This is a genomic window from Rhodococcus sp. Ni2 (assembly GCF_021352185.1).
GTDB classification, from domain to species: domain Bacteria; phylum Actinomycetota; class Actinomycetes; order Mycobacteriales; family Mycobacteriaceae; genus Rhodococcus_F; species Rhodococcus_F qingshengii.
On sequence record NZ_WOXZ01000001.1, the window covers coordinates 566,513 to 584,538 of the forward strand.

General features: G+C 62.7%; 17 protein-coding genes. 10 read left to right on the plus strand and 7 right to left on the minus strand.

Going from position 1 to position 18,026, the window contains the following annotated elements:
* Positions 1 to 2: 2 nt before the first annotated feature.
* Complete coding sequence (locus GN300_RS02640) at positions 3 to 1,325, minus strand: NAD(P)/FAD-dependent oxidoreductase (protein WP_003946361.1); 1,323 nt, start codon at positions 1,323 to 1,325, stop codon at positions 3 to 5.
* Complete coding sequence (locus GN300_RS02645; RefSeq protein WP_063315949.1) at positions 1,325 to 2,077, minus strand: SDR family oxidoreductase; 753 nt, start codon at positions 2,075 to 2,077, stop codon at positions 1,325 to 1,327. Before GN300_RS02645 ends, GN300_RS02640 begins: the two co-directional genes overlap by 1 nt.
* Before the next feature lie 82 nt (positions 2,078 to 2,159).
* Here GN300_RS02645 and GN300_RS02650 point away from each other — a divergent pair, with 82 nt between their 5' ends.
* The 3 genes from GN300_RS02650 to GN300_RS02660 are packed head-to-tail and all read left to right on the plus strand — an operon-like array spanning position 2,160 to position 6,597.
* Positions 2,160 to 3,569: an NAD(P)/FAD-dependent oxidoreductase gene (locus tag GN300_RS02650; protein ID WP_042449247.1), complete on the plus strand. Its 1,410-nt coding sequence runs from the start codon at positions 2,160 to 2,162 to the stop codon at positions 3,567 to 3,569.
* 29 nt (positions 3,570 to 3,598) lie between these two features.
* Positions 3,599 to 5,128, plus strand: coding sequence for a carboxylesterase/lipase family protein (locus tag GN300_RS02655; RefSeq protein ID WP_063315948.1), 1,530 nt, complete (start codon positions 3,599 to 3,601; stop codon positions 5,126 to 5,128).
* Positions 5,125 to 6,597: a carboxylesterase/lipase family protein gene (locus GN300_RS02660; protein ID WP_063315947.1), complete on the plus strand. Its 1,473-nt coding sequence runs from the start codon at positions 5,125 to 5,127 to the stop codon at positions 6,595 to 6,597. The genes GN300_RS02655 and GN300_RS02660 overlap by 4 nt, the downstream gene beginning before the upstream one ends.
* Positions 6,598 to 6,604: 7 nt before the next feature.
* Here GN300_RS02660 and GN300_RS02665 read toward each other — a convergent pair whose 3' ends face one another.
* Positions 6,605 to 7,030, minus strand: coding sequence for a hypothetical protein (locus GN300_RS02665; protein WP_003946354.1), 426 nt, complete (start codon positions 7,028 to 7,030; stop codon positions 6,605 to 6,607).
* Complete coding sequence (locus GN300_RS02670; protein WP_003946400.1) at positions 7,027 to 7,617, minus strand: helix-turn-helix domain-containing protein; 591 nt, start codon at positions 7,615 to 7,617, stop codon at positions 7,027 to 7,029. The genes GN300_RS02665 and GN300_RS02670 overlap by 4 nt, the downstream gene beginning before the upstream one ends.
* A gap of 166 nt (positions 7,618 to 7,783) precedes the next feature.
* On the opposite strand from GN300_RS02670, the gene GN300_RS02675 reads away from it, so the two are divergent.
* The 6 genes from GN300_RS02675 (at position 7,784) to GN300_RS02700 (ending at position 13,731) form a co-directional block, all read left to right on the plus strand.
* Entirely contained in the window at positions 7,784 to 8,569 is a 786-nt protein-coding gene (locus tag GN300_RS02675) for an aldolase (protein ID WP_063315946.1), read from the plus strand.
* Between the two features lie 33 nt (positions 8,570 to 8,602).
* Complete coding sequence (locus GN300_RS02680) at positions 8,603 to 9,505, plus strand: dihydrodipicolinate synthase family protein (protein WP_063315945.1); 903 nt, start codon at positions 8,603 to 8,605, stop codon at positions 9,503 to 9,505.
* A 59-nt stretch (positions 9,506 to 9,564) separates the two neighbouring features.
* On the plus strand, positions 9,565 to 10,425 hold the full coding sequence (locus GN300_RS02685; protein ID WP_003946390.1) for an SDR family oxidoreductase: 861 nt from the start codon (positions 9,565 to 9,567) through the stop codon (positions 10,423 to 10,425).
* Positions 10,425 to 12,218, plus strand: a complete 1,794-nt coding sequence (locus tag GN300_RS02690; RefSeq protein ID WP_063315944.1) for a DEAD/DEAH box helicase family protein — start codon at positions 10,425 to 10,427, stop codon at positions 12,216 to 12,218. Before GN300_RS02685 ends, GN300_RS02690 begins: the two co-directional genes overlap by 1 nt.
* A 199-nt stretch (positions 12,219 to 12,417) precedes the next feature.
* Complete coding sequence (locus tag GN300_RS02695) at positions 12,418 to 12,894, plus strand: nitroreductase/quinone reductase family protein (RefSeq protein ID WP_003946395.1); 477 nt, start codon at positions 12,418 to 12,420, stop codon at positions 12,892 to 12,894.
* A gap of 57 nt (positions 12,895 to 12,951) precedes the next feature.
* Positions 12,952 to 13,731, plus strand: coding sequence for a DUF427 domain-containing protein (locus GN300_RS02700; RefSeq protein ID WP_063315943.1), 780 nt, complete (start codon positions 12,952 to 12,954; stop codon positions 13,729 to 13,731).
* Between the two features lie 30 nt (positions 13,732 to 13,761).
* Here the strand turns inward: GN300_RS02700 and GN300_RS02705 are convergent, their stop codons facing one another.
* The gene (locus tag GN300_RS02705; RefSeq protein WP_042921334.1) at positions 13,762 to 14,994 is read right to left on the minus strand and encodes an MFS transporter; all 1,233 of its coding nucleotides are present in this window, start codon (positions 14,992 to 14,994) and stop codon (positions 13,762 to 13,764) included.
* Positions 14,995 to 15,066: 72 nt separating this feature from the next.
* Here GN300_RS02705 and GN300_RS02710 point away from each other — a divergent pair, with 72 nt between their 5' ends.
* Positions 15,067 to 15,942: a LysR family transcriptional regulator gene (locus tag GN300_RS02710; RefSeq protein ID WP_007727651.1), complete on the plus strand. Its 876-nt coding sequence runs from the start codon at positions 15,067 to 15,069 to the stop codon at positions 15,940 to 15,942.
* Here the strand turns inward: GN300_RS02710 and GN300_RS02715 are convergent.
* The gene (locus GN300_RS02715; RefSeq protein ID WP_007727653.1) at positions 15,935 to 16,801 is read right to left on the minus strand and encodes an Fpg/Nei family DNA glycosylase; all 867 of its coding nucleotides are present in this window, start codon (positions 16,799 to 16,801) and stop codon (positions 15,935 to 15,937) included. The genes GN300_RS02710 and GN300_RS02715 overlap by 8 nt on opposite strands.
* A gap of 40 nt (positions 16,802 to 16,841) precedes the next feature.
* Complete coding sequence (locus GN300_RS02720; RefSeq protein WP_063315942.1) at positions 16,842 to 18,017, minus strand: diguanylate cyclase; 1,176 nt, start codon at positions 18,015 to 18,017, stop codon at positions 16,842 to 16,844.
* Positions 18,018 to 18,026: the final 9 nt, after the last annotated feature.

Below are 18,026 nucleotides of genomic sequence, written 5' to 3' on the forward strand. Positions count from 1 at the left end.
CCTCAGTTGTACGGCTGCCGAGCGGTTTCGGGGTCGCCGTACGTGATTGCCCGTTCCCGACGCGTTTTCGATGCCAGGGTTGCGCCCCAGTTCAGCACCGTGCTGGCGCGGTTGCGGAAACCGGCGAGGAATGCGATGTGGATGATTCCCCAGGACACCCATCCGATGAACCCGGACAACTGGACCGGCCCTGCCTGAAGCAACGCGTGGCGTCGCGAAATGTAGGCCGCGGTTCCAAGATCGCGGTACTTGAACGGTTTTCGGCTGGGCACTCCGTTTTCCACGGTTGCAGCGATCCGGGCACCGGCGTGCCGACCACCCTGCATCGCGACCTCGGCCACCCCGGCAAGTTTGTCCCGCGACATGAGGTCGCCCACCACGTAGACGTTCGGGTGGCCGGGAACGGTCAGATCGGCTTCCACCTCGATGCGGCCACCGCCGACCTGCTTCACACCCAGCGCCGTGGCCAGTGCCTCGGCGAACGGCACCGCTTCGACGCCCGCGGTCCACAGAATCGTGCGGGTCTCGTACTGCCGCTTCTCTTTTGTCTTCTTGTCCGTCGTCTCGATGCTGGTCTCGCACACGTCGGTGACGTGCACGCCGAGGTGAGTCTCGACGCCGATCCCGTCGAGAGTACGTTTGGCGGCGGCCGAGAGCTTGCGACTGAACGAAGGGAGCACCCGATCGTCGCCGTGGAAGAGCAGTACCCTTGCCTCGTCCGGGTCGATGGACCGGAACTCGTTTGTGAGCGCGTGCATCGCCAATTCGCGGATCTGTCCGGCTAATTCGACGCCGGTGGGTCCGCCGCCCGCCACGGCGAATGTCAGCCACGGTCGACGTTCTTCCGCAGTCGGGAGCGATTCGGCCATCTCGAACGCAGCAATGAGACTGCGCCTGATCGCCAAAGCGTCGTCGAGGGTTTTCATGCCGGGCGCCCATTTGATGAACTCGTCCTGGCCGTGGTAGGACTGGCGCATTCCAGCCGCCACGATCAGGTAGTCGTACGGCAATTCGAAGGTCGACCCGTCGAAGCGACTGGCAGTCAGTATCCCGGCGTCGGCGTCCACCGACTTGGCCTCGCCCAGAACGACGTTCGTGTTCTTGTTGTCCTCGAGCAGATGTCGCAGCGGACTTGCGATCTGCCCTTCGGAGAGCAGACCCGTGGCGCACTGGTAGAGCAGGGGCTGGAAGACGTGGCTGGTCCCTCGGTCGATCAGAACCACCTCGACGTCAGCCTTCTTGAGTCGTCTCGCTGCATACAGTCCACCGAAGCCGCCACCGACGATCACTACCCGGGGCTTACCGTTCGAGATGTGGATGCTCATCAGACAAACCTCGCTGTCACGGAGTTGGGCAGGAATCGTAGGGCCGCATCTATCCCTTGCCACTTGAGGCCGGGTAGCGCCGCTCGGGTGGTTTCCTTCTCGATAGCGTCGACCATGGCACTGACGCCTTCGTCCAGACTGGCCATGAGCGCTGCGTCGTCGCCGGCGCCGGCGGACATGTCGGTCTTGATGAAGCCCGGCAGCAGGGTGGTGACCCGAATAGGTGTGCGCGCCAACTCGATACTGAGCGCCTCACCCAGCGCCGCTACCCCGGCCTTGCTTGCCGAATAGGCCGCTTTTGGCCCGGGTAGCCCCCGATCCGCGCTGATCGAGGACACGAGAACCAGGTGTCCGGCGTCCTGCGCGCGAAAGATCTCGAGCGCAGCTTCACACTGCGACAGCGCACCGACAAAATTCGTCTGTGCTGTTGCGAGATTCGCGTGCGCTTTTCCGGTACCGATCTTCGCGCCCTTGCCGAGCCCGGCGTTGACGATCACCCGATCCAGACCACCCAGCTCGTCGCGTAGCCCACCGAAAACCCGGACGACGGAATCGTGTTCGGTCACATCGAGTTCGCGCACTGCGACGCTGATCGACGGGTACTGCGCCACCAACTCCCCTCGCAGCGTGTCGAGACGATCCGTCCGCCGGGCACACAGCGCGAGGTCGCGACCGGCCGCGGCGAATCTCCTGGCCATCTCCTCCCCCAGACCCGAACTGGCACCGGTGATCAAAATCTTCTGCCGCGTCATGGGTGCAACTGTAGCCACCATCGAGCTCTCGTACCCGGCAGTAACCCAGCGAACTCGGACCGATCCGGCATACCGTGGAGCAATGACCGACGAATTCGATGTCATCGTGATCGGCGGTGGGCCCGCCGGCGAGAACGCCGCCGCATACGCCATCGCCGGAAGTAATCGCACCGCCGCAATCGTGGAACACGAACTGGTCGGTGGTGAATGCTCGTATTGGGCCTGTATGCCCAGCAAGGCACTACTGCGCCCGGGGCAGGTCCTCGAGGCGGCCGACGCCTTGCCCGGGATCCCGGCCGGACCGCTGGACGTCGATGCCATTCTGAAACGGCGCGACTCGTTCACCCACAACCACGACGATTCGTCCCAGGTCGACTGGGCAACCTCCGCGGGCATCACCGTGATCAAAGGCCACGGGGTCATCGACGGCGAGCGAGCAGTGACCGTCGACGGGACCCGTAAGCTCCGTGCCCGCCAGGCCGTCGTACTCGCCACGGGAACGACCGCCACCGTCCCGAAGACACCGGGATTGCGCGAGGCACTCCCGTGGACCTCGCGCGACGCCACCAACCTGCACGAGGTTCCGTCGCGAGTGGCGGTCATCGGCGGCGGAGTGGTCGCAACTGAGTGCGCAACGTGGTTGTCGTCGTTCGGCGCTCACGTGACGTTGCTCGTGAGGGGCGATGCTCTGTTGAAATCAGCAGAACCGTTTGCCGGAACGATGGTGGCCGAAGCACTCGGCGCCCGCGGTGTGGACGTTCGACTGAGCACTGCCGTCAACTCGGTCTCACGCCCCGATGCCAAGGACACCGGCGAAGGTCACATCCACGGTGGACCCGTCAGCATCGAGACATCGTCCGGCGTGATCGAAGTCGACGAGGTCATCGTCGCGGCGGGCCGCGGGCCGACATCTGCCGATCTCGGCTTGTCCGTCATCGGCCTCGAGGACGGCAAGTACGTCACCACTGACGATCACCTCTGTGCCCAAGGTGAGTGGCTCTACGCCGTCGGCGACATCAACGGTCGTTCTCCCCTCACCCACATGGGCAAGTATCAGGCGAGAGTCTGCGGAGACGTCATCGCCGCGCGGGCCGAGAGCCGCGGACTCAGGGGACCTCGGTACACGGCGTCGGCGGACAACGGACAGGTCCCCCAGGTGGTGTTCACCTCACCCGAAATCGCCTGGGTGGGACGCACCGAGAAGAAAGCTCGCGACGACGGCTACGACGTCGAAGTCGTGGAGATCGAACTCGCCGTCGCGGGATCTTCGCTGCTGCGCGACGACTACTCGGGGCGCGCGAAGTTGGTGATCGACAAGGCCACCGACGTGATCCTCGGCGCTACCTTCGCCGGGCCCGAAGTATCCGAGCTGGTGCATGCGGCGACAATCGCGGTCGTCGGCGCCGTACCACTGGAAACTCTCTGGCATGCGGTGCCCTCGTATCCGACGGTCAGTGAAGTCTGGCTTCGATTGCTGGAGGCTCGCCGCTGACGCGCTCCCGAAGTACGTATAGTCGCGACATGGCGTCCGACATACTTGTGACCACGGCCGACGGCACCCTGCGCGGCCGCCGGGTGGGAAAACTTCGTGCCTGGCGCGGAATTCCCTACGCCCGGCCGCCGGTCGGAACACTGCGTCTGACGCGACCCCAGCCGGTCACGCCGTGGACCGGAGAACGCGACGCGACCAGGTTCGGCGACGCGTCTGTCCAACACAAGAAGGGGCTGTTGCTCGCGCCCGGGAAGTACCAGCCGAGCAGCGAGGACTGCCTGACGCTCAACGTGCTCGCCCCCGCGAACACCGGCAATACTCCGCGTCCCGTCATGGTTTTCATCCACGGTGGGGCAAACACCATCGGGACCTCGGCCACCGGCTTGTACTCGGGCGTGTCCCTCGTCGAACGCGGCGACGTCGTCTACGTCTCGATCAACTACCGACTCGGCGCTCTGGGCTACCTCGATTTCACCCCGTTCTCCACATCCGAGCGCGTATTCGACTCCAACCTCGGACTGCGCGATCAGGTCGCGGCCCTGCAGTGGGTGCAACGCAACATCGCCGCCTTCGGTGGGGATCCTGAAAAAGTCACGATTTTCGGTGAATCCGCCGGAGCCACCGCCGTCACCACCCTGATGGCGACTCCGGCCGCCAAGGGACTCTTTGCCGGCGCTATCGCCGAGAGTTCGGCTCCGGATCTGGTCTCGAGCACGCAGCGATCGCATGCCTGGGGCGCGCGTTTCGTCGAGATCCTCAATTCCGGCCTACCACCCGCGAAGGCCCTGACCTCGGCGACAGCCGTCGAATTGGGCAGAGCCGGAAGCAGACTGGGCGCCGAGGTACTCGCGAACACACCTGGACTACATCCCTTCGGACCGGTCGTCGACGGCGACTTCCTGCCGCGCTCCCCCTTGGACGCATTCAAAGAAGGATCGGCACACCAGGTGCCGATGATCATCGGCACCAACAGACGGGAGGGGACGCTGTTCCCGAAGGTGCTCGACGCACTTCCGACCAACCCGTCGCGCATCGACACCATGTTTGCCCTCACCGATCCCGAGGCCGGGAAGCGCATCCTCGCAACCTATCCCGGCTACCCGGACGAGCAGTCCGCGATCGACGTCGGCGGAGACGTCACGTTCTGGCACCCGTCCGTGGAGTTGATGCAAGCGCACGCACAATCGGCGCCGACATACGCCTACCGATTCGACTTCGCGCCGACGATGATGCGCTGGCTCGGCCTCGACGCCACACACGGATTCGAGCTGTTTGCAGTCTTCGGCATCGGTGACACCCTTGTCGGGCGCGGCCTCACCCTTCCCGGCGGTCGACGCGGACTGCGCGCAGTCACCGAATCTGTTCAGGGACACTGGCTTCACTTCGCCGAGCACGGCTCGCCGCGCGGATCGTGGCCGCGCTACGAGGGGCAGGAGCGTCGGACCATGATCTTCGACGAGATCGTCCGCGTCGAGAACGATCCCAGACGTGAACAACGCTTGGCCTGGGCGGGATACAGCGGTTACCGTAGCCACGGCACCGACATCTCCCTACCGTGACGAGCCCCCTCGAGATCACTCTCGATTCCGGGGTCGTACGCGGGCGCCTCGATCGAGGACTGCGCACCTGGCGAGCAATCCCCTACGCAACGGCCCCGACCGGTCCTTGGAGATTTCGCGCACCGCAGCCGGTCGAGGCTTGGCATGGTGTCCGCCCGGCGGAAGCATTCGGCTCTCCGTCTCCGCAGCGCAAGAGCAACTTCGACGAGAACTCACTCTTCGTCAATGTCGTGGCTCCGCAGGTACCGTCGGATTCGTTGCGACCGGTCATGGTTTTCATTCACGGCGGCGCGTACAACGGCGGGAATCCGTCGACGCCCATGTACCGCGGAACTAGCCTGGTCGAACGTGGCGACATCGTCTACGTCTCGATCCAATATCGTCTCGGCGCGTTGGGCTACCTCGATTTCAGTGAATATTCCACTGCGGAAAGATCATTCGAGACGAACCTCGGATTGCGCGATCAGATCGCCGCGCTGACGTGGGTCCAACGCAACATCGCCGCTTTCGGCGGCGACCCGAACGCCGTCACCGTCTTCGGTGAATCGTCCGGCGCCAACGCGGTCACCACTCTGATGGCAACGCCGGCGGCACGAGGGCTGTTCGCCCGGGCCATCGCTCAAAGTCCGCCGGCTGCTTCGGCATACGGAAAAGAGCGAGCGCACCGTTGGGCACGCGAGTTCCTCGAGATCGCACAGGCTCCGGATGCCGATCCGGCATCGTGGCTGCGCTCCGCTTCGGTGAAGGACCTGGTCGATGCCGGCGAAGAACTTGCGCGCCGCGGCGCGGACGAAGAACCCGGAACGCGGGCATTTGCCCCCGTGGTGGGTGACGACGTCCTTCCCGAACACCCGCTCGACGTGTTCGCCGCCGGACGCGCCCACCCCGTTCCGCTGCTCGTCGGTTCGAATCTCCACGAGGGAAGAATCTTCCCGCGCGTTCTCGACATCTTGCCTACCGACCCGGTTCGGATCGAGAAGATGTTCTCCCACACCACCCCTGAAGTGAAAGCACGTGCGCTCGCGGCGTATCCCACGTATCCGCACCGGTTTGCTGCCGCAGATCTCGGCGGCGACATCACGTTCTGGGAGCCCGCGATACTCTGCGCACAGGGTCATTGCCAGGTAGCTCCTACCTACAGTTACCGCTACGATTTTGCGCCTCGCCTGCTCAGACTCATCGGCATGGGCGCTACCCACGCCACCGAATTGCTTGCGGTCTTCGGGCGTTCGGATGCACTCACCGCGGCCTTGACAGCGGTCGGTGGGCGCCGCGGACTGACTGCGGTGACCTCCACCATGCAGCGCCACTGGATCCATTTCGCCCGCCACGGAGTGCCGGACCGGGATTGGCCCGCCTACTCCGTACCGGAGCGGCAAACAATGATCTTCGACGAGACGTCCCGAGTGGAGAACGACCCGATGGGTGAGCGTCGACGGGCTTGGATCGGCTACGAGCACAGGCGCTGAAGCCCGATCAGAAGAACTGGCCTTTCACGAAACCTGCGAGTAGGACGGCAAATCCGCCCACCTCGCCGAGAATCAGCAGAAACATCCCGAGGTGCAGGGGCGGACCGGCGGACTCGAACTGATTGTCGGTGTCCTTCATCGCACCGTGAGCGATGTAGCTGAATATCGCTGCGAGAAAGAAGAACACGACCACTGCGGCACTGGTCAGGTTGATCCACGTCGGCCACGCACTGAGTTCGACGAACACCGCGATCAGCAGCGTCGCAAACGAGTACATCAGGGCAGCGCGGTGTGCGATGTCGACATACGGATGGGCGAGGTGATTGTCCGAAGTGGCCATCTGTCGGTATTTCCAGATTCCCAGGCACAGGGAGAGAAGGAAGATCAGACCGGCCGCGAGAAGCGTCAGTGTCGTGTCGATCCCCAGCGTCATCTGCCCACCCCGCAGTGCGTTTCCAGCGAGTCACCGCTGGGTGATCCAGCCGAAGGCTTGTCGTAGACGACAACCAGCACCACCGCACGATCCGCCGACACCGACCGCATCCGGTGCGGCGTATTCGCGTCGAAGTACAAGCTGTCGCCGGCGTCGAGGTGCATCGTCTGCCCGGGGATTTCGAATTCTACGGATCCGGAATGCACGAACACGAACTCCTCTCCCGTGTGGTCCATGAACTTGGGACCCATCACCGAGGCCGGATGAACCACGAACGGCTGCATGGCCTTTCCGACCAGTGAGGGCGCGATCGGATCGTAGACGGAAGACTGCACGGAGTTGGCCGGGTCGATCACGCGGTCCTTCGCGCGCACGATCGTCATGGCATTTCCCTCCATACTGTCCGAGAACAGTTGCCCCACATCGGCGTCGAGCACACGCGCAATCTTGAGTGCCACCGCGATCGACGGGGTACTGATACCCCGCTCGACCTTGGAGAGATAGCTCTTCGTCAGACCGGTCTGCTCGGCCAGGCCCTCGAGCGTCAGACCGGCGCGACGCCGATGTGTTCGCAAAAACGCTGCCATTCGGTTCCCCTCACGAGACTTTGTGTCATCACCCTACCAATACATTGACCTGCGGCGATCAGCGATGCAGGAATCGAAGGTTGCACATTTCCGTCCTATATGACACTTTGTGTCTTATAGGTGACTGAATGTCATTGATTCCCGGGTCCCGAGAAAGGCACACCCTATGACCGACACGATGCATGCGAGCAAGCAGGAACTCATGGCCACCGCCGAGACGAAGATGCTCACCGAAGTAGCGACAGGTAGTTGGACTCTTCGACAGAAGATCGCACTGACCTGCCGGGCACTGTCGGACGCCGGCCACGACTCCGGCCTTGCCGGACAGATCTCCGCCCGCGGTGAGCAGCCAGGAACGTTTGTCACACAGCGACTCGGCCTCGGGTTCGACGAGATCACCGAGGACAACCTCCTGCTCGTCAACGAGGATCTCGAAGTCCTCGACGGGGAAGGCATGCCGAACCCCGCCAACAGGTTCCACAGTTGGATCTACCGCGCACGACCCGACGTCAACTGCATCGTCCACACACACCCGCTACATGCGACGGCGCTGTCGATGCTCGAGATTCCCCTCGTCGTCTCCCAAATGGACATCGCGCCGCTCTACGACGACTGCGCATTTCTCGCCGACTGGCCCGGGGTTCCCGTGGGAAACGAGGAGGGCGAGATCATTTCGGCTGCACTCGGCGACAAGCGGGCAATTCTGCTCGCCCACCACGGCCAACTCGTCGTCGGCAACACGGTCGAAGAGGCATGCTCTCTCGGGCATCTGATCGAGCGAGCGGCCAGACTGCAGTTGCTGGCGATGGCTGCCGGAGACATCAAGCCGCTACCGCCTCGCCTGGCGAAGGAGGCACACGATTGGACACTGACTCCTCGGCGCAGCGAGGCGAACTTCGCTTACTACGCCCGTCGCGCTCTCCGCAATCATCCCGACACACTGACCAACTGACTTTTGTTTCCCACCAACAGAACTGAGAGCCTCATGAGCAGCACCATCAAGGGAATCGTCGCCTATCCCATCACCCCGTTCGACCGGGACACCGGAGCATTCGACCCCAAGCCGCTACACACGCTCCTCGACAGCATGATCAGCAGTGGTGTCGACGCGATAGCCCCACTCGGCAGTACCGGCGAGAGCGCCTATCTCGACGATGCAGAGTGGGAGACGGTCGCTCGGGAGACTGTCGACTACGTCGACCGCCGAGTCCCCACCGTCGTCGGAGTGTCGGATCTGACGACGGCGGGAGCACTCCGCCGAGCATCGATCGCGGCAGACGCCGGAGCCGACGCAATGATGATCCTCCCCACGTCGTACTGGCATCTGGGTGAGCAGGAGATTCGTGAACACGTCACCGCGGTGGCCGATTCCGTCGACATTCCCACGATGATCTACAACAATCCGGCCACCACCGGGATCGACATGTCGCCGGAGTTTCTCGTCGATCTCGTCTCCACCGTCGACGGCATCACGATGATCAAGGAATCCACCGGCGACATCACCCGGATGAACCGCATCACCGAACTGAGCGGTGGCACGATCCCCTTCTTCAACGGCAGCAATCCTCTTGCACTGCAATCTTTCTCTGCCGGTGCAAGCGGATGGTGCACGGCAGCCCCGTGTCTGGCCCCCGAACAGGTGGTGCACTTCTGGCGTCTACTCGAATCCGGTGATCGGTCGGGTGCCGCCGCTGTGTTCGAACAGATCGAGCCGCTACTGAAGGTCCTCGTCAGTCGCGGACTGCCGTCGACGGTCAAAGCCGGGTTGGAATCTCTCGGCGTCGACGCCGGCCTTCCCCGCCGGCCCCTGCTGTCCCTCGACGACAACACCAGGACAGCTTTGTCCGACGCTCTGTCGGTGGCTCGCGGTGTAATCGTCGCGTCGTGACCTGACGTGGGAGTGGGTTCCGGCAAGATGGGATGCACACCGACCGAAGGAGGGGCACCATGTCCGTAGATTCACGGTCTGCGAGGATCGCCGTCACCGGCGCGACCGGTCATATCGGCGGACTGGTGGCCCGGTCGTTGGCCGACGCCGGTGTCCCGCAGCGGCTGATCGCACGGTCGGTCAACCGATTACCGCAGCTCCCCGGTGCCGATTCGGCCGAGACCACGTACGGGGATCAGGAGCGCGCTCTCGCGGCTCTGGCCGGAATCGACACCCTCTTCATGGTCTCGGCGGCCGAAAGCGCAGATCGCCTGGATCAGCACCGCACCTTCATCGACGCCGCAGCGGAGGCCGGGGTCAGGCACATCGTGTACACGTCTTTCCTCGGCGCTGCTCCGGACGCGACGTTCACGCTCGCTCGCGATCACTGGGTCACCGAAGAACATATCCGCGCTTCCGGGCTCGCATTCACCTTCCTGCGCGACAGCTTCTACCTCGATTTCCTACCCGCTCTCGCCGGTGAAGACGGTGTGATCCGCGGACCCGCAGGGGACGGTCTCGTCGGCGCGGTAGCGCGCTCCGACATTGCTGCCGTCGCTGTGTCGGTTCTGCAGGATCTGGATTCTCATGTCGGACAGACGTACAACCTGACCGGACGGGAGGCACTGACGCTCTCCGAGGCCGCGAGCATCATCACCGAAGTCACCGGCAAGCGAACCACGTACGTCGAGGAAACGCTCGAGGAAGCTTACGAATCGCGGGCGTCGTACAACGCACCCGCTTGGGAACTCGACGCATGGGTGTCGACGTACACCGCAATCGCGCAGGGTGAATTGGCGCTGATCACGGGCACCGTGGAGGACCTTGTCGGCCGGCCTGCGCTCACGCTGCGTGAATTCCTCACAGCAGAAACCGCCTGATGCCACCACGCAAAGCAACCACGGCACGCAAGGCTGCCGCAAAGAAGGCTGCACCGAAGAAGGCTGCACCCAAGAGGACCACGACCAGAAAGACCGCCCCGAAGAAGACTGTCGCAAAGAAGAGCTCACGCGCGACGATGCCGGATGTGCCGACTGCCGGCCCTGGTGAGAGAGTCTGGCTCCTCGACGTTCCCTTTCGGACGCCGGCGCCTGGTGCGCAATTCGTCAAGAAATGGAAGAGCTACGCGTGGGTCGGTACGGAGTTGCCCGTAGAACTCGCTCCATTCAAGGCACTCCCCTTCTCTTATCCGCAGTGGGTAGAGGACGACATCAATGACAGCACCGGTGAACGTCCCGTTGCTGCACCCAAAATTCCTCGGCCCGAGCAGGTTTCGGGGGCTGCAGCCGTCGTCGATGCCGCTCGCGCCGGCAAACGCGGGTTTCTGTTGGCAGACAATGCAGGCCTGGGTAAGACGCTGATCGCAGTGATGTCTGCCAAGACGATTGCCGAGGAGCGCGGCGAAACCAACATCCTCGTCCTCGTCGATCGACCCGCACAGATCACCATTCCGCATTGGCGCTATTCCATCGCCTCGGTGGGCGACGGTGGATTCCGCTGGTTGATCATGTCGCCTGACCAATTGAAGAAGCTGATCGCGCGAAACGGCCGCCCCAAGTACACGTTCGGTGTGGTGATTGCCGACGAGGCCCAGCTGTACAGCAACGACACACAGCGCACGGCGGCATTCGAGAAGGTCGCGCGCTTTTCGAATGCTCACGAGCAAGCGCCGTTCGTCCTGTCCGTGACGGCAACACCGGGACACACGCCGGCCGACCAGCGTTACCTGGCACCGCTTTTCGCGCAGCTGCATTCAGAACCTTCGGAGTACTGGTCCGACCTGGGCGCCAGGCTGGTCGAGTCCGGCCTTCCGCTGGACAAGTCCTACGGGAAGTGGACGTGGAGCGCAGAGGCGAAGGAATCACCTACGCTGCAATCTCGAGCGCTCGAGACCGTGCGTGGGTGGATGTCGAACAGCAAACCGCCCTTGATGATTCATCGACCGACTCCGTGGGGACCTGTTCCGCTCGACGGTATGCCGATCGACCTCACCCATGCCCAGCGCGCCGAGTACGAGACGGAGTGGGCCGAGTACGCCTACGAAATGGGATTGGCCCGCAAGAGTCGCAACATCGCGCGCGGCCGTGCGCTGGTTCTGCGCTACCGACAGAAAGCGGGCATGATCCGCGCCGAGTCGACGGCCCAGTGGGCGCAGGCGCAGGTCAAGGCAGGCAAGCAGGTGTTGGTGGCCGTCGAATTCGTCTCCACGGCAGGTGATCCACTGGTCGAGATGATCGAAGACGCCGGGATCTCGGTGGCAAAACTGTTCGGTGCGGTGCCGGACAAGGAGGGTCAACGTCTGCGGTTTCAACGCGGGGACGCACCGGTCATCGTCTTCAATGTCACGACCTCGATCTCGCTCCATGCCAACGAAGCACTCCCGGACGGCACTCACGCGTCCCCGTTGCCACGGACGGGAATCTTTCATCAACCGCGATACTCAGGGATCGCGGCAGAACAGACGTTCGGTCGGTCGCATCGCGACTACCAGACGTGCCCGTGGGTCATACCCTTCGGCGTGGGCACCAAGGAAGAGGACGTCGCCACGGTCATGTTGCGCAATCTCAATTCGGTCACAGGTCTGAAAGGTGGTGATCGATCCGGTCTGCGGTCGCTGTCCGAACTGCTCGGCGTCGAGTGGCTCGAGCCTGATGTCTTGACCTCGGAGGGTTGATCTTCCAACGACCGTCCAACGCGCACAAACGAACGGTTTCGGCGGTATGCCCCAATTCTACTCCACCAAAACCGAATTCGGCTGACCGCTTCATTCCTTTCGGGACCTTGGGACTCAGGTATCTGTGACCAGACGTGGCAGACTCTTTCGAGTCGAGGTGCACCAGCCTCGAAACAGTGCCGAGAATGCGAGGGGTCCGATGCGCAATATCTACCGGTCATTGATGCGCAATGTCGGCCATACACAATGGTTCTCGGATCTCGGCAAGGATCTGGTTCCGCTCGATCGAGCAGTGCAGAGAGTGTCGGGAGGCAAGCTCTCGCTGGTCGGAGAGAACACCGTGACTCAGCTACTGCTCACCACGACGGGCCGTAAGACCGGCCGTTCTCGAACCACGCCACTCCTGTACGCACCCGACGGCGATGCGTTTGTCGTCGTCGGTTCGAACTGGGGGCAGGATACGCATCCAGCATGGACACTCAATTTGATGGCAAACCCCACCGCAATCGTGACAGTGAAGGGCGTCGAAATACCGGTCGGTGCGAGTCTGGCGGAGGGCGCCACGCGTAAGAAGCTGTGGGAGCTCGCGACCACCACGTGGCCGCCGTACGAAACCTACGCCGATCGAGCATTCGGGCGCCAGATCCGCGTATTTCGACTCCAACCTGTCAAATAACTGCTGCCGGGCGCAGGATGGGAAGGACCACCCTGCCGATCTCAGGAGCATTCGCGAATGTCCACAGCACTGACTCACGCAGAAGACACACAGATCACAGCTTCCAACGGGCGGATCGCACTGGAGTCGAACCCCCGCCGAATTCGAGCCTTCTTCGCTGGTCACGCCGTCGCAGACACCACTCGTTCGGTATACCTTTTCGAACGCGGCCGCCTGCCGATGTACTACATCCCCCTCGCGGACGTTCGTACCGAATTCCTCGTCCCGACGTCGACGACCACCCATTGCCCATGGAAAGGTGACGCCACCTACTGGACGATCGAGATCGGGGATCGCCGGGCCGAGGACGCCGTCTGGACCTACCCTGAACAGTTCGACGGTTCCCTGGATCTGAGTGAGTACGTCGCATTCTATTGGGATCGCATGGACGCCTGGTACGAGGAGGATCAACAGGTCTTTGTCCACGCCCGCGATCCATACGTACGTATCGACGCACTCCCCTCGTCCCGCCACGTCCGGGTTTTTGTCGGCGACGTACTGGTCGCCGAGACGAGACGACCCAGACTGCTCTTCGAAACCGGACTGCCCACGCGGTACTACATTCCGAGAATCGACGTTCACAGCGAGTACTTTGCGCCGTCCCCGACCACCACGGCCTGCCCCTACAAGGGCACTGCGTCGTATCTGTCGTTCACCGGCACAACCGAACTCGCTCCGATCGAGGATCTGGCGTGGTTCTATCCGTTCACTACCGCCGAAGCGTCCGGGATCGACGACCACGTGTCGTTCTATCCCGAACGCGTCGGCAAGATCCTGGTGGACGGTGCCGAAATCTGAAAGGTGCTGGAGCCGAGAAGGTGTGGGTGCCTACCCCACTGCAACAGGGGATTCCGGGATTCGCAGTTCAGCCGTCTCCAGTCGGCGATCATGCACCCACACCATCGCCGTTGCAACGGAGAAGACCAACCCGGCGATGCATACTCCGTTCCAGCCGTACGACTTCCACACCACTGACCCCACCGCCGAGCCCACGGCAGCACCGACGAAGTAGGTGGTCATGTACACGGAATTCACACGCGAACGCGCTTCGGGGACAAGGGCGTAGATCACGTTCTGGTTGCTGACGTGCACTCCCTGCAGCGCGAGGTCGGCAAGGACGATGGCAACGAGAAACCACACCACGTGGGTGGCACCGGCGACAAAGGGAAGCCACGACACCAAGAGAATCGCGATGGCGCCGCCGGTCGCCAGCTGACCCAATCCCCGATCGGCCAGTCTGCCCGCCACCGTCGCCATCAAAGCTCCCGCCACACCGAGTAGTCCGACCAAGCCGATTTGAGTGTCGCTGTAGCCGAATTCGCCGGACAGAAGAAAGGCCATCGTCGTGAAGACGGTGCTGACAGCAGCAAAAGCCAGTCCGCCCATGGCCGATCGGGTTCTCAGGCGCGGCAAGGTCGCAGCCAACTTCCCTACCGAAGCGAGCGTTGCGCGGTAGCTTGCCTTCGGGCGATCTGCGGAATCGGAAGGCAGAGATCGCCACAATGCCACGGCCATCACCACCATCAGCACCGCCGCAACCTTGTATACCGTCGACCAACCTCCCAGTCCGGAGAGGACGCCGGCAACGCTGCGCGCCAGCAGGATTCCGATCAGCAGTCCGCTCATGATCGTGCCGACCACCTGACCGGACCTCTCAGGTTCGGCCAGTGAGGCGGCAAACGGAATGAGCACCTGGGCAGCGACCGAAAAGACTCCAGCGACAGCGATTCCCACTGCCAGCGTGGCAAAGTTGGGCGCAAATCCGCTGACCGCTTGACCGGTCGCCGCCAGCAGCATGAGCCCTACCGTCAGCTTGCGTCGGTCCACCATGTCGCCCACCGGAACCAGAAGTATCAATCCGAGTGCATACGCGACCTGCGCGATGGTCACCGTCGCGGCCGCTGCGGAGGCCGACACATTCAGGTGATCTGCGATGGAATCGAGGAGTGGCTGGTTGAAATAGTTACCGCCCGCGCACAGGCCCGTCGCCGCAGCCATCAGCAGCACTATCGGTAGTCCGAGCCTCGGACGCGCGTCGCTTGAAATCATGTCGTCAAGCATGACCGCCTACACCGACGCGCGTCTAATAGATAGATATGCATGATCTATCTCCAGAAACGATAGATTGGTGCAATGGAACTACGTCACATCCGCTACGCCCTGGCAGTCGCGGAAGACAGACACTTCAGCCGAGCAGCGTCGCGGTTGCACGTTTCCCAGTCCGCCTTGAGTGCCCAGATCAGAGACCTCGAAAAGGAACTGGGAGTCGAATTGTTCAACCGGAACAGCCGAAACGTCGGCCTGACTGCTGCAGGCGAGGTTTTTGTCGCCCGCTCCCGCGAGGTACTCGGCGCCGTGTCGAGACTCGTCAGTGATGTCTCGGCACGGAGCAACGAGCAAGTGCGGTTGACGGTCGGCACCATCACCTCGGCGGGGCGCGTCGACGTCGGACGCGCGCTGGCAGATCTGACACGGCGCCACCCTGCAATCAACATCACCGCGCGACCGTACGGCAGTGAAGTAGTTATCGAGGGAGTCCGGTCCGGTGCAATCGACGTCGGCATTGTCGGATTGGCCGCAGGTCGCCTACCCAAGAGCTTTGCCGCCGCACCGCTGTGGAGTGAACCCACCGCAGCGTTCGTTGCTCCTGACCATCCCTTCGCCCAGGCTTCGTCGATCAGGCTCGAAGACCTACGCGATCACACTCTCGTGGACTTCGCCTCCGGCAGCGAGGCCCGTGTCCAAACCGACCAAGCCTTCGCCGAATCACAGGTCCCTCGGGGAAAAACACTTGAAGCCAACTCGGTAGACCTGATCTGTTCACTGACCGCCAACGGCCTGGGCGTAGGTTTGCTCCCCCAGTCCATGAGCGCCCTGCACCCCGAATTGGTCTGTATTCCGATCACCGATGCGCCGCATCGGATCGTCCACGCAATCACCGAACCCACCCATTCGTCGGCGCTCGCCCGCGAGTTCGTCGAACTACTCGCAGCGCAGTTCGCTACTTGAGCAGTTTCGACATTCGCCTGTCCGCCAACGGTTTACCGCCGGTCTGGCACGTCGCGCAGTATTGAAAAGAGCGCTCCGCGAACGACACTTCGCGTACGACGTCACCGCACACCGGGCACGGAAGTCCGGTACGAGCATGCACTCGCATCCCCGAGCGTTTCTCACCTTTGAGCCGGGCCGCGTCCTGACCTTCCGAACGCTCGATCGCGTCGGCCAGCGTAGATCGCATCACGGCATACAACGTCGAAATCTGATCCGGCGTCAGCCGCGACGAGGTCGCGAAAGGCGAGAGTTTCGCGGTGTGGAGGATCTCGTCCGAGTAGGCGTTCCCGATACCGGCGATCAACGACTGCTCGACTATCGAGTTCTTGATCCGCGCCGACGTTCCGCCCAGAATCTGTGCGAACTCGGCTTCGGTCACAGCCATCGCGTCCGGCCCCAACCGGGCGATGCCCGGAACCTCCTGCGGATCGTTCACGACCCAGACGGCGAGGCGTTTCTTGGTGCCGGCTTCGGTGAGATCGAATGCCGGCGTCAACCCTTCGGGTGTGAAGAAATGAACGCGCAGCGCCAACGGCCCCTTCCCCGGCTTCGGCGGCGTCGCCGATGGATTGTCCAGCCAGCGCATCCAGCCGGCACGGGAGAGATGCGTGACCAACCACAACCCGTCGCAATCCAGAGCCAGATGCTTCCCGAAGCGGGCGGCGCCCGTGACGTCACGCCCCTGCAGAGCAGTGATCGGCGGATCGAAGGTCTTGAGCACACTCAATGCAGCGATGTCGACGCGTCCCACCACTGCGCCGACCGCGTGCTGACGAAGGAAACCTGCCAGCGCTTCCACCTCGGGTAGTTCAGGCATGGCAACAGACTAACGCCGACCACGGACACTCACAGCGCGCTCAGTCCGTTTCCGTCTGCAGCACCACCGAATGCCCACCGCGTGCCTTCGCGGAGTACATCGCCCGATCCGCTCGCCGCAGCAGAGTCGGGTATGCGACCAGCGCATCATCCGCTGATTCGAAAGGCCCTGCAATCTTCGCGATTCCGACGCTCATCGCCACCTCGGGATGATCGGGCGAGGTGATCGTCGAACGGAGTAGCTCATGTTCGAGTCGATGGAACGAGCGTTGATCGACCGAATCGACGATGACGAACTCGTCGCCGCCTATCCGTGCGATCAAGGCCGCCGGGCCGGCGCATTCGACCAGCCTCGATCCGACTTTTTCGATCACAGCGTCACCGACGGTATGTCCGTACTCGTCGTTGATGGCCTTGAATCGATTGATGTCGACGGCGGCGACTACCAAGAGCGCCGAGTGCGTGTACGACCGCTCCAGCAACAGTCGTACTTCGTCGGCCAGTCCCCTCCTGTTGAGCAGTCCCGTCAGTGGGTCCAATTGCGAGTTCAACGCGTCGGTGCCGAGGATGGAGAAAATGAACTGACAGGCAAAGGGAATCACGTAGATTGCCGCGCCGACCAGTACTACCAACGCGACCAGAACCGGAGCATCCACATCGTTTTCGACCACCGCCGTACGTGTCACGATGCCGATGACCACGACGAGTACCCACAACATGTGAAGGCTCTGTATTCGAGCATTGTGGAAGAACGCGATGTATCCGCCGATCACCGAGAACATCACGGCGTGTGCCAGTGCTGCAAGTGGATTGGAGTACAGCAGCATTGCGGCCGCTATTCCCACTTCCGAGTAGAGCACAAAGGCGTAAGACCAGGAACGGGAGAGATTGCGCCTCGTCGAGAGGGCGACGGCCATCATCACGGTTATGACCATGATGACTGCGTTCGCGGTGCGCGCGTGCGAAGTGGTCGGTCCCTGTGGACTGAAGCGAGTGAGGAACATGATCACGGTGACCAGCACCAACGAGCAGACGACGAGAAACCGCGAGGCGACGGTCAACCCTTTGTCCGCGAGATAGCGATTGAAGGTGTCGAATTGGTCCGGACGCCGATACCAATCGACAAGTTGAGAAGAGATCAGCCGGAACGCGGGACCCGAGAGCGGTCGTCGAGACGCCACGGCGTCCGAACGCTCAACACTCTCGGCAGATTCCATAGGGTCAGG